At 65.3% G+C, this 11,689-nt stretch carries 10 protein-coding genes; 4 read left to right on the top strand and 6 right to left on the bottom strand.

Annotated elements, in window-relative coordinates:
- The 6 genes from DU478_RS14500 to DU478_RS14475 all read right to left on the bottom strand — a co-directional run.
- Nucleotides 1-1,234, bottom strand: a 1,234-nt coding sequence (locus DU478_RS14500) for an AMP-binding protein (RefSeq protein ID WP_147276354.1), incomplete at its 3' end; no start/stop codon positions are given.
- 147 nt (nt 1,235-1,381) lie between these two features.
- Nucleotides 1,382-2,137 (bottom strand): ABC transporter ATP-binding protein, encoded by a 756-nt coding sequence (locus tag DU478_RS14495; RefSeq protein WP_114511683.1) that lies wholly within the window; start codon nt 2,135-2,137, stop codon nt 1,382-1,384.
- 56 nt (nt 2,138-2,193) lie between these two features.
- Nucleotides 2,194-2,949, bottom strand: coding sequence for an ABC transporter ATP-binding protein (locus DU478_RS14490; RefSeq protein WP_114511682.1), 756 nt, complete (start codon nt 2,947-2,949; stop codon nt 2,194-2,196).
- 12 nt (nt 2,950-2,961) lie between these two features.
- Nucleotides 2,962-4,158 carry a branched-chain amino acid ABC transporter permease gene (locus DU478_RS14485; protein ID WP_114511681.1) on the bottom strand — a complete coding sequence of 399 codons (1,197 nt, stop codon included), beginning with the start codon at nt 4,156-4,158 and terminating at the stop codon, nt 2,962-2,964.
- 4 nt (nt 4,159-4,162) lie between these two features.
- Complete coding sequence (locus tag DU478_RS14480) at nt 4,163-5,194, bottom strand: branched-chain amino acid ABC transporter permease (RefSeq protein WP_114511680.1); 1,032 nt, start codon at nt 5,192-5,194, stop codon at nt 4,163-4,165.
- Between the two features lie 129 nt (nt 5,195-5,323).
- Nucleotides 5,324-6,685 carry a substrate-binding protein gene (locus DU478_RS14475; RefSeq protein ID WP_114511679.1) on the bottom strand — a complete coding sequence of 454 codons (1,362 nt, stop codon included), beginning with the start codon at nt 6,683-6,685 and terminating at the stop codon, nt 5,324-5,326.
- Nucleotides 6,686-6,904: 219 nt separating this feature from the next.
- Between DU478_RS14475 and DU478_RS14470 the strand changes: the two genes are divergently transcribed.
- From DU478_RS14470 to DU478_RS14455, 4 genes are all read left to right on the top strand, one after another.
- A complete protein-coding gene (locus DU478_RS14470) occupies nt 6,905-8,206 on the top strand; it encodes a helix-turn-helix domain-containing protein (protein ID WP_114511678.1) in 1,302 nt (433 codons plus the stop codon).
- Nucleotides 8,207-8,325: 119 nt separating this feature from the next.
- Complete coding sequence (locus tag DU478_RS14465; protein ID WP_114511677.1) at nt 8,326-8,694, top strand: response regulator transcription factor; 369 nt, start codon at nt 8,326-8,328, stop codon at nt 8,692-8,694.
- On the top strand, nt 8,691-8,975 hold the full coding sequence (locus DU478_RS14460) for a hypothetical protein (RefSeq protein ID WP_114511676.1): 285 nt from the start codon (nt 8,691-8,693) through the stop codon (nt 8,973-8,975). The genes DU478_RS14465 and DU478_RS14460 overlap by 4 nt, the downstream gene beginning before the upstream one ends.
- Nucleotides 8,972-11,656, top strand: a complete 2,685-nt coding sequence (locus tag DU478_RS14455) for an ATP-binding protein (RefSeq protein ID WP_114511675.1) — start codon at nt 8,972-8,974, stop codon at nt 11,654-11,656. The genes DU478_RS14460 and DU478_RS14455 overlap by 4 nt, the downstream gene beginning before the upstream one ends.
- Nucleotides 11,657-11,689 lie beyond the last annotated feature (33 nt).

Below are 11,689 nucleotides of genomic sequence, written 5' to 3'. Positions count from 1 at the left end.
ACCAGGTGTCGACGATGGGGCAGCGGCCCTGGCCCACGACGTCGTTGTACCAGCTCCAGGCCTCGGGGTTGATCGGTTCGCCCACGGTGCCCAGCAGTTTCAGCGAGGATAGATCGCATTTGGTTACGAAATCGTTGCCCTGGCCCATGAGCGCGCGAATCGCCGTGGGGGCGGTGTAGAACTGCGCGACCTTGTGCTTTTCGACCACCTGCCAGAACCGGCTGGCGTCGGGATAGGTCGGCACGCCTTCGAACATCAGCGTCGTCGCGCCGTTCGCCAAGGGCCCGTAAACAATGTAGGAATGCCCGGTCACCCAGCCCACGTCGGCGGTGCACCAGTAGACGTCGCCGTCGTGGTAATCAAACGTGATCTCGTGCGTTAACGCGGCATAAACAAGATATCCGCCAGAAGTGTGCACCACGCCCTTGGGCTGCCCGGTGGAGCCCGAGGTGTAGAGGATGAAGAGAGGRTCCTCCGCGTTCATCTCRGCGGGCTGGCTGTGGTCGGAGGCTTCGGCGGCCATCTCGTTGTAGTCATAATCGCGGTCGGCGACCCAGGTGGTCTGGCCGCCGGTGCGCTTGACCACCAGGCATTTGACGCTGTCCTTGCAGTTGCGCAGGGCCTGGTCGGCATTGGTCTTGAGCGCGGTCTTCTTGCCGCCGCGGGGCGCCTCGTCGGCGGTGATCACCACCTTGGCGTCGCAGCCGTTGATGCGCGCGGCCAGCGCGTCGGGCGAGAAGCCGGCGAAGACGATGGAGTGGATGGCGCCGATGCGCGCGCAGGCCAGCATGGCATAGGCGGCCTCGGGGATCATCGGCAGGTAGATGACGACGCGSTCGCCGCGGCGGACGCCCAGYGTCTCGAGGATGTTGGCCATCTTGCAGACGCTGCGGTGCAGCTCGCGGTAGGTGATGTGCTTGGCGTCGTCCTTGGGATCGTCCGGTTCCCAGATGATCGCGGTCTGGTCGCCGCGGGTCTCGAGATGCCGGTCGACGCAGTTGGCSGCGACGTTGAGCGTGCCGTCCTCGAACCACTTGATGTCGACCTTCCCCAGGGTGAAGTCGGTGTTCTGGACGGTCGAGAAGGGCTTGATCCAGTCGATCCGCTTGCCATGCTCGGCCCAGAACGCCTCCGGATCCGCAACGCTCGCCGCGTACATCTCCTCGTACCGCGCCGCGTCGATATGGGCGTTCTTCACCATCTCCTCGGCGGGGGGATAAGTCTTGTCGGTCATGTGGTCTCCTCCTCATGTCGTCTCTGCCTGCGGTCGGGCCGCAGGCTTCCTCACGAAAACGCGAGGGTGGGTGCCTGTGTTCCCTAACGAAAAGGCCGGGAACCTGCGCCCCCGACCTTTCGACAATGCCCGACCGGACGGGCGATGTCAGATGGCCAGGTATTCCGCCCGCAGGCTTTCGTTTTCCAGCACCTCGGCGGCAGAGCCGTCGTAGACGATGGACCCGGTGTCGAGGATCACCGCGCGGTCGGCCAGTTGCAAGGCGCGGACGGCGTTCTGTTCCACCAGGATCGTGGTAATGCCCTGCTCTTTGATGATGCGCAGGGTCTTTTCGATCTCGTCCACGATCACCGGGGCCAGGCCCTCGTAGGGTTCGTCCAGAAGCAGCACCTTGATGTCACGCGCCAGCGCCCGTGCGATGGCCAGCATCTGCTGCTCGCCCCCCGACAGCGTCGTGCCCTCTTGCTTGCGCCGTTCGCCGAGGCGCGGAAAGAGCTCGTACAGCCGGTCCAGCGACCAGCCGATGGGCGGGGCGATCTGCGCCAGTTGCAGATTCTCCTCGACCGTGAGGCCGGAGATGATGCGGCGGTCTTCGGGCACGAGGCCGAGGCCCGCGATGGACGCCTCGTAGCTCTGCATACGGTGCAGCGGCTGGTGGTCGAGCCAGATCTCGCCCTTGTGCACCTGCGGGCTGGCCAGCCGCGCGATGGCGCGCAGGGTGGTGGTCTTGCCGGCGCCGTTTCGGCCCAGCAGCGCCAGGATCTCGCCCTCGTGGACGTTGAAGCTGATGCCCTGCACGATGTAGCTTTCGCCGTAATAGGCGTGGATGTCCCAGACCGACAGGAAGGCTGGCGCGGTTTCGGCGTGGTTGGCGTTCTTGTTGAAATCCGGTTTGACGTTCATGTCGGTGTCTCCGCCGTGAAAGGGGCGGTGGGTTGCAAACCCACCCTACGCATGGTTCAGGCCGCTTCGCCTAGGTAGGCTTCCTTGACCTTGGGGTGGCCCTTGATGTTCTCGGGCGTGTCCTCGACCAGCGGCGTGCCCTGAGCCAGCACGGTGATCCGGTCGGCAAGGCTGAACACCACGTGCATGTCGTGCTCGATGATGGCGATGGTGATATCGCGCTTTGCCTTGATCTCTTTCAGCAGGTCGATGGTGTTGTTGGTGTCGGCGCGGGCCATGCCCGCCGTCGGTTCGTCCAGCAGCAGCAGCCGCGGTTTCTGGATCAGGCACATGGCCATTTCCAGCCGCCGCTTGTCGCCGCGCGACATCGAGGCCGAGTGCATGTTGCGCTTGTCCAGCATATTGACCTCGTCGAGCATTTTTTCGGCCTCTTCGCGCAGGCCCTTTTCGCTGCTCACCGCTTCGATCGCGTGCATCCGGAAGGCTCCGTCGCGCTTGGCGAAGAGCGGGATCATCATGTTCTCCATCACCGTGAGATCGCCAAAGATCTCGGGGGTCTGGAACACGCGGGAAATGCCCATCTGGCAAATCTCGTAGGGCTTGCGGCCCAGCACGCTCTGTCCGTCGAACATCACCGACCCGGTGTCGGGGATGAGCTTGCCCACGAGGCAGTTGAGCAGCGTGGATTTGCCCGCCCCGTTTGGGCCGATGATCGCGTGCACGGTGTTGTCCTGCACGCTGAGGTTCACATTCCCCAGCGCCTGCAGCCCGCCGAAGCGCTTGTTGACGTCTTTGACTTCGAGAATGGCCATGGTCTGCGCTCCTTATTCGGCGGGGGTCTTGGCGGCGGAGGACTGGTCGTCTTCGGCCTTCTTGCGGCGGAAGAGGCGCTTGAGGCGCTGGCCGCCTTCGACAAGGCCACCGGGGAGGAAGATCACCACGGCCATGAACATCAGGCCCAGCGTCAGGCTCCAGCCCTTGCCCACGAAGGGGTAGAAGATCGTCACCATGAAATCCTCCATCCCGTCGGGCAGGAAGGCGAACCATTCGTGCAGCACGGTCGAGTTGATCTTGGAGACGATGTTTTCCATGTACTTGATGAAGCCCGCACCCAGCACCGGGCCGATCAGCGTGCCGGCGCCGCCAAGGATGGTCATCAGCACGACCTCGCCGCTGGCGGTCCAGAACATCCGCTCCGGGCCCACCTGGGTGTCCATCGCGACCATCAGCCCGCCGGCCAGTCCGGCGTACATGCCCGAGATCACGAAGGCCGCGAGCGTGTAGGGGCGGGAATTGAGGCCGGTGTAGTTCATCCGCTGCTGGTTCGACTTCACCGCGCGCAGCATCATGCCGAACGGCGAGCGGAAGATGCGGATGGCGAGGTAGAAGGCGACGATCATCACCGCGGCGCAGACGTAGTAGCCGACGTTCATGGTGAATTCCCAGTTGGCGAAGCGCAGGATGCTGCTGTCGCTCATCTCCAGCCCGAAGAGGTTGGCGCGGCCAATCTCTCCCTCGGGGATGTTGGACAGCAGCGGCGTGTCGGTCTGCTTGATCTGCAGGCCGGTTTCGCCACCGGTCAGCGGCGTCAGCACGGAATAGGCCAGAGCGTAGGACATCTGCGCAAAGGCCAGAGTCAGGATCGAGAAGTAGATGCCCGACCGGCGCAGCGAGATGTAGCCGACCACGACCGAAAACAGCCCGGCAAAAACGATCGCCATGACGATGCCTGGAATGATGTTCAGCGACAGCAGCTTCATCATCCAGATCGCGGCATAGGAGCCGACACCGAGGAAGGCCGCGTGTCCGAACGACAGGTAGCCGGTCAGGCCGAACAGGATGTTGAAGCCGATGGCGAAGATCCCGAAGATCACGAAGCGCTGCATCAGGTCCGGGTAGCCCGCGTTGAACTGCGCCATGGCGCTGTCCACGGGAAACGGGTTGAGAAGGAAGGGGGCCAGCAGAGCCAGCGCCGCAACCAGCAGGAAAACCGTGAGGTCCTTGCCCTTGATACCGAGCATGGTCTTACTCCTCCATGACGCCCTTGCGGCCCATCAGGCCACGCGGACGGGTCAGCAGAATGATGATCGCGACGAGATAGATGACGATCTGGTTGATGCCCGGCAGCAGGTCGACGATCGCCGGCATGGACGCGAAGGATTCCAGGATCCCCAGAAGGAAGCCGGCGAACACGGCGCCCGTGAGGGACCCCATGCCACCGACAACCACAACCACGAAACTCAGTACCAAAAAGTCCATGCCCATATGGTAGTTGGGCGCGACGATCGGGGCATACATCACGCCCGCAAGCCCCGCGACGCAGGCGGCGACCGCGAACATGATGGTGAAACGCTTGTCGATGTTGATGCCCAGCAGGCCCACGGTCTCGCGGTCGGCCATGCCGGCGCGTACGACCATCCCGAAGGTGGTGAACTGCAGGAAGGCAAAAACGCCGCCGATGACCACAACCGCGAAGAAGAAGTAGACCAGGCGCCAGTAGGGATACATGATCGTCAGCGGATCGAAGCCCAGCCAGGCGCCGAAATCGAAGCTGCCGGTAAAGGCGGTGGGCGCGGGGGTCTGGATCGGATTGGCGCCGAAGAACGCCTTGATGATCTCCTGCAGCACGATGGCGAGGCCGAAGGTCACCAGGATCTGGTCGGCATGCGGGCGCTTGTAGAAATGCTTGATCAGGCCGCGCTCCATGGCGAAGCCGATGGCGATCATCACCGGGATCGAGAACAGGATCGACAGCGGCACGGCCCAGTCGATGATCGAGGCGCCGACCTCGGGACCAAATATGTCGTGCATGTAGGGCACGTCTACCGTCATCGGATTGCCGAGGAAATCGGTGCGGGTTTCGTCCACGACCTCGTGGCTGAGGCTCAGAAGCCGCGAGAAGACGACCGCGCAGAAGGCGCCGAGCATGAACAGCGCGCCGTGTGCGAAATTCACCACGCCCAGCGTGCCGAAGATCAACGTGAGGCCCAGCGCGATCAGCGCATAGGCCGACCCCTTGTCGAGCCCGTTCAGGATTTGGACGATGATCTGATCCATGGCTGCAGTGCCCCCTGGTGTGATGCGATGAGGCCGGACGATGCCGGTCCGGTCGGCTAGGACGGGCCGGGCGCTGTGCCGCGCATCCGGCGAAAGGCCCCGCGCTGGAGGCGCGGGGCCGGGAGGCGTTTACGCTCCGTTGTTGCAGGAGCCGAGCGCACCGCCCGCGAACTGCGGATGATCGGGCGCGTAGGTGACCTGCTCGGTCGGAGTGACCTCGACGATTTCCACCAGGTCGAACTCGTTCTCCGGGTTCTCCTTGCCGCGCACGACGACGACGTCCTTGAAGCACTGGTGGTCTTCGGCACGGTAGGTGGTCGGGCCGTTGCCCAGGCCGTCGAACTCGAATCCTTCGAGCGCTTCGACCACGGCGCAGGGCTGGAAGGACCCGGCGCGGGTGACGGCATCCGCGTAGAGCAGCGTCTGCACGTAGCAGGTGTGCGCGGCCTGGCTCGGCGGGAAGCCGTACTTTTCACCGAAGGACTGCACGAAGGCGTTGGTGCCCGAGTAACGATCGCCCAGCTGGTTCTCGAGTTTCCAGTCCCAGTTCTGCGATCCGAGGATGCCGGCGATGTTCTGACCGGCGCCGCGCGCCATCAGCTCGGAGTAGAGCGGCACGACGATCTCGAACTTCTTGCCGTTGGCTTCGGCTTCGCGCAGGCCGAACTGCACGGCGTTGGTGAGTGAGTTCACCATGTTCCCGCCGTAGTGGTTCAGAACCAGCACGTCGGCGCCCGAGTTCAGAACCGGCGCGATGTAGGACGAGAAATCGGTCTGGGTGAGCGGCGTCTTGACCGAGTTCACGGTCTCCCAGCCCAGGGCTTCGGTCGAGGAGGCCATCGCCTCTTCTGTGGTGTAGCCCCAGTTGTAGTCGGCGGTCAGGTGGTAGGCCTTGCGGTCCGCACCGTACTGGTCGACGAGGATCGGCGCGAGCGCCGCACCGGACATGTAGGAGTTGAAGAAGTGACGGAAACCGTTGGCCTTCTTGTCCTTGCCGGTGGTGTCGTTGGAATGCGTGAGACCGGCCATGAAGATGATGCCGGCTTCCTGGCAGAGCGCCTGCACGGCCACGGCCACGCCCGAGGACGAGCCGCCGGAGACCATCACCGCGCCGTCCTTCTCGATCATCGAGCGGGCGGAGGCGCGGGCGGCGTCCGATTTGGTCTGCGTGTCGCCGGTGACGAACTCGACCTTCTTGCCAAGGATGCCGGTGCCGTCCAGCGCCTTCGAGGAGAAGGTCTGGAGCATGCCGCCGTCACCGCCGCCGTTCAGGTGCTCGACCGCGAGTTCGAAGGCGCGCAGTTCGTCGGCGCCCTCGTCGGCATAGGGGCCGGATTGCGGGACGTTGAAGCCGAGCGTGACGGTGTCGCCGGTGGGCGCGTTGGTAAAGCCGCTGTCTTGGGCGCGCAGATACGTCGGCAGCACGAGGCCCGCGCCGGCAACCGCACCGGTCTTGATCACGCCGCGGCGTGTCAGGTTCTTGTTGGACATAGAATCCTCCCGTTTGGATAAAGCGCCCCTCGGGGCTCCTCTTCCCGGTGGACGCGTGCACAGTGTGCAGATCAAGTATGCGCGAGGGTCAGAAAATTTCGCAACAACTGCTTTTGCGGTATAGATAATTCTGTAAATTACTGAACAGTACGCTATGGTATTCTGTAAAAGAAATTATTCTGCAGCGCAGAAACGCATTGAACGCGCAAGGAAAATGCCATGGCGAGAGACACACTCACAGGCAGCCGCATCCGCGAACGGCGGATCATGTCAGGGCTGAAACAGGCCGAACTTGCCCGAATGGCGGATATTTCGCCATCCTACCTCAACCTTATCGAGCACAATCGGCGCAGAATCGGCGGAAAGCTGCTGCTCGACATCGCCGAAGTGCTGGAGGTCGAGCCGCAGGTCCTGACCGAAGGCGCCGAGGCGACGCTGATCGCCGCGCTGCGCGAAGCCGCGTCGGACCTGCACGGGCACGAGGCCGAGCTGGACCGTGTCGACGAATTCGCGGGCCGGTTTCCAGGCTGGGCGGCGCTTCTGGAACAGAGCCGCCGCCGCATCGACACGTTGGAGCGCACGGTCGAGACCCTGACCGACCGGATGACCCACGACCCGCACCTCGCCGCGTCCCTGCACGAGATGCTGTCGACCGTCACCGCCATCCGCTCTGCCGCGACGATCCTGGCCGAGCCGGGCGAGATCGAACCGGAATGGCAGCAGCGGTTTCACCGCAACATCTTCGAAGACAGCGCGCGGCTTGCCGACACAAGCCGGTCGCTCGTCACGTACCTCGAGGCCGCCGACGACAGCGGTGCCGAGGTGACGGTGCCGCAGGAAGAGGTCGATACGCTGCTCGATGCCGAGGGTCATCACTTTCCGGCGCTTGAAGAGGGTCGCGCCGACCCCGAGGCGCTGGCGCAGCAGCTGGGGCACGGGCTCACGGATACGGCAAGGGCGCTCCTGTTGCGAATTCTCACGCGCTATGCGGCGGATGCGGCGCGGCTTCCCTTGGCGCAGCTCGATCCGCTGTTGAAGGCCGAAGGCCCGGACCCGCTGCGCATCGCGCAGGCCGCCGGGTTCGACACGGCGCTGGCGATGCGGCGGCTGGCGCAGCTGCCGGACGGGCATCTGGATGCGCCGGTGGCGCTGGCGATCTGCGATGCCTCCGGGGCGCTGATCTACCGCCGCCCGCTGCCGGATTTCGCCATGCCGCGGTTCGGCGCGGGCTGTCCGCTCTGGCCGCTGTTCCGTGCGCTGACCCGCCCGATGACGGTCCTGCGCGAAGAGATCACCCAGCCCGGGCGCGATGCGCGCAGTCTGACCGCCTGGGCGGTGGCGCAGCCGCTGGGGCCGGCGCAGCCCAACCGCGACCCGCTGCTCGAGGCGCATATGCTGGTCACCGCCGCCAATGCCGGCAGCGCCCCCGATCCGCTTCCGGTCGGCGTAACCTGCCGGATCTGCCCGCGCGACCCCTGCATCGCCCGGCGAGAACCGTCGATCCTGGGCCGGCCGGCCTGACCCCGCATGAGATGCGTTTTGACAGGGCCGGACGGAACGGTGATAACGAAGATGGAGGAGAGAGCGGCCGGACCGGCGCCAGACCGGAGGTTCGCGGGCGAGGGGGGAAGGAATGAGGAATGCCAAAGCATGTCCTGCTGATCGAGGATGAGCCCAACATCATCGAGGCGATCAGCTTTATCCTGTCGCGTGACGGCTGGACGGTGAACACCCATTCGAACGGCACGACGGCCGTGGACACGGTGCACGCCCGGCGTCCCGACGTCCTGATCCTCGACGTCATGTTGCCGGGCAAGAGCGGCTACGACATCCTGCGCGAGCTGCGCGAACATCCCGAAACCGAAGGGCTGCCGGTGCTGATGCTGACCGCGCGCGGCCAGACAAAGGACCGAGAGATGGCCGAACGGGCCGGCGTGAATGCCTTCATGGCCAAACCGTTCAGCAATTCCGAGATGCTCGAGATGGTCCGCAGCCTGAGCACGCCATGACGGCCCCGGCCGAAGACCGGCCGCGCCGCCCGTCGCTGTTTCTGGAACGGCGCACCTACCGGCGCCGGAGGCTGATGGATGCCGCGCGGCTGCTGCCGCTGCTGGGGCTGCTGCTTTGGTGCATCCCGCTGCTCTGGCCCAGCGGACCCGAGGGGGTGACCAGCTCGGGCGCGCTGACCTACATCTTCTGTGTCTGGTTGGGGCTGATCCTGGTGGCCTTTGGCCTGGCACTGCGGCTGCGGTCCGAGGAGGTCGACAAGCTGCCGGAGGCGCGGAAATGACCACGCTGAACACCCTTGTCGCCGTCTGCCTGGGCTACGTGCTCTTTCTCTTCGTCGTGGCCTTCATGGCCGAACGCTCGGCCCTGCGCGGCAACGGACGCTGGCTGCGGTCGCCGCTGGTCTACACGTTGTCGCTGTCGATCTATTGCACTGCCTGGACCTTTTACGGTGCGGTCGGATCGGCGGCGCGGACAGGGTTCGAATACCTGACGATCTACCTCGGCCCCAGCCTCGTGATGATCGGCTGGTGGTGGGTACTGCGCAAGCTCGTGCGGATCGGCCGGACCCAGCGGATCACCTCGGTCGCGGACCTGATCTCGTCACGCTACGGCAAGTCCAACCTCCTGGCCATCGGCGTCACCATCCTCGCGGTGGTGGGCACCACGCCCTATATCGCGCTGCAACTGCAGTCGGTGACGCTCAGCTTCCAGGTCTTCGGCACACCGGCCCCCGCGGCGGATGCGCTGCACGATTACACCGCGCTCTGGGTGGCGGTAGGGCTCGCGGTCTTCACCGTGATCTTCGGCACCCGCAACCTCGATGCCAACGAACGCCATCACGGCGTGGTCATGGCCATCGCGGTCGAGGCGGTGGTCAAGCTCACGGCGCTTCTGGCGGTGGGCGTCTTCGTGGTCTGGGGCCTGTCGGGCGGCCTGTCCGAGACGCTGGCGCGCATCGACGCCTCGCCTCTGGGCCATTGGCAGATGGAGGGCGGCCGCTGGGCCGGGATCACGCTGCTGTCGGCGGCGGCGTTCCTCTGCCTGCCGCGGATGTTTCAGGTGCTGGTGGTGGAAAGCGACGACGAGACGCACCTGCGCACCGCCAGCTGGGCCTTTCCGCTCTACCTCATGCTGATGAGCCTCTTCGTGGTGCCGATCGCGGTGGTCGGCCTCGACCTCATGCCCGCCGGGTCGAACCCGGACCTGTTCGTGCTGACCGTGCCGCTCAGCCAGGGGCAGGAGGGGCTGGCGCTCTTGTCCTTCCTCGGCGGCTTCAGCTCGGCCACGTCGATGGTGATCGTCGCGGCCATCGCGCTGTCCACGATGGTGTCGAACCACATCGTCATGCCGATCTGGCTGCGCTTCACCGGCGGCGGCGCCAGCGTGTCGGGCGACGTGCGGCACGTCGTGCTGGTGTCGCGGCGGCTGTCAATCGCGGGCGTGGTGGGGCTGGGCTACGTCTACTACGCCGTGTCGGGCGGGGGCACGGCGCTGGCCACAATCGGCCTCGTGTCCTTTGCCGGGCTGGCGCAGGTTCTGCCGGCGATGCTGGGCGGCATCTTCTGGCGCGGCGCGACGCGGGTGGGCGCCTTTGCCGGGCTGACCGCGGGTTTCGGTATCTGGCTCTACACGCTTTTCCTGCCCAGCTTCGGTTCCGGCATGATCCTGCCGGACGCGTTGATGCAGAACGGTCTCTTCGGCCTCGGCTGGCTGCGGCCCTACGCGCTCTTCGGGATCGAGGGCATGGACCCGGTCCTGCACACGCTGTTCTGGAGCATGGCCTTCAATCTCGGCGCGTTTTTCCTCGCCTCTCTCGTGAGTTTCCCGTCGCCGCTGGAGCGTCTGCAAGGCGCGCAATTCGTCAACATCTTCCAGCATTCCGGCGCCGCCAGCAGCTGGTCCGGCGGGGTCGTGCAAAGCGAGGACCTGATGATCATGGCGCAGCGCATCCTGGGCGCACGCGAGGCGCAGGCGCTCTTTGCTCGCGAGGCAGAGCGGCAGGGCCATCCCGGCGCGCTGCCCGAGACCAGCCCCGATTTCCTCGAGGCGCTGGAGCGGGAACTTGCGGGATCGGTGGGGGCGGCCACCGCCCATGCCATGGTCGGCCAGATCGTCGGCGGCATGTCGGTGTCGGTCGAGGACCTCATGGCCGTGGCCGACGAGACCGCGCAGATGATGGAATATTCCTCGCGTCTCGAGGCGCAGTCCGCCGAACTCAGCCGCACCGCCCGCCAGCTGCGCGAGGCCAATGCCAAGCTGACGCGGCTGTCGGTGCAGAAGGACGCGTTCCTGAGCCAGATCAGCCACGAGCTGCGCACGCCCATGACCTCGATCCGCGCCTTTTCCGAGATCCTGCGCGACGGCTCCGCGCTTGGCCCCGAGGACCAGGCAAAATACGCCACCATCATCCAGGACGAGGCGATTCGCCTGACCCGGCTGCTCGACGACCTGCTCGACCTCAGCGTGCTGGAGAACGGCCAGGTCAGTCTGAACCTGCGGCAGGGGCTGCTGTGCGACGTGCTGGACCGGGCCGAGGCGGCGGCGCTCGCGTATACCGACGGGCCGCGGTTGCAGATCAACCGGGACCGCAAGGCGGAAACCCTCGTGCTCAACACCGATCTCGACCGGCTGAGCCAGGTCTTCATCAACCTCATTTCGAATGCCGACAAGTATTGCGACGCGGCGCAGCCCGAGTTGGATATCCGCGTGGTGCAGACCGCGGAGTCGCTGGTCATCGACTTCATCGACAACGGGTCGGGCGTGTCGGTCGAGGCGCGCGACGTGATCTTCGAGAAATTCGCCCGGGTCAGCGACGGGCAGGCCGGTGGCGCGGGCCTGGGCCTGGCCATCAGCCGTCAGATCGTGACCCGCCTGGGCGGGGCGATCACCTATCTGACCGGCCAGAAAGGCGCGGCGTTCCGCGTGATCGTGCCGCAGGGCATGGCGCTCGCGGCGCAATAATTCCCGTGCGTTAAAGCGGTTGGTAACCAAATT

Origin of the sequence: Thalassococcus profundi (assembly GCF_003344785.1) — a bacterium.
GTDB classification, from domain to species: Bacteria; Pseudomonadota; Alphaproteobacteria; order Rhodobacterales; family Rhodobacteraceae; genus Puniceibacterium; species Puniceibacterium profundi.
Note: the sequence above shows the minus strand (reverse complement) of the source record. Positions and strands in the feature narration are given on the sequence as shown.

Coding starts and splice junctions, on each gene's coding strand:
- DU478_RS14495 (WP_114511683.1), bottom strand. CDS start 2,137: ATGAACGTCAAACCGGATTTCAACAAGAACGCCAACCACGCCGAAACC.
- DU478_RS14490 (WP_114511682.1), bottom strand. CDS start 2,949: ATGGCCATTCTCGAAGTCAAAGACGTCAACAAGCGCTTCGGCGGGCTG.
- DU478_RS14485 (WP_114511681.1), bottom strand. CDS start 4,158: ATGCTCGGTATCAAGGGCAAGGACCTCACGGTTTTCCTGCTGGTTGCG.
- DU478_RS14480 (WP_114511680.1), bottom strand. CDS start 5,194: ATGGATCAGATCATCGTCCAAATCCTGAACGGGCTCGACAAGGGGTCG.
- DU478_RS14475 (WP_114511679.1), bottom strand. CDS start 6,685: ATGTCCAACAAGAACCTGACACGCCGCGGCGTGATCAAGACCGGTGCG.
- DU478_RS14470 (WP_114511678.1), top strand. CDS start 6,905: ATGGCGAGAGACACACTCACAGGCAGCCGCATCCGCGAACGGCGGATC.
- DU478_RS14465 (WP_114511677.1), top strand. CDS start 8,326: ATGCCAAAGCATGTCCTGCTGATCGAGGATGAGCCCAACATCATCGAG.
- DU478_RS14460 (WP_114511676.1), top strand. CDS start 8,691: ATGACGGCCCCGGCCGAAGACCGGCCGCGCCGCCCGTCGCTGTTTCTG.
- DU478_RS14455 (WP_114511675.1), top strand. CDS start 8,972: ATGACCACGCTGAACACCCTTGTCGCCGTCTGCCTGGGCTACGTGCTC.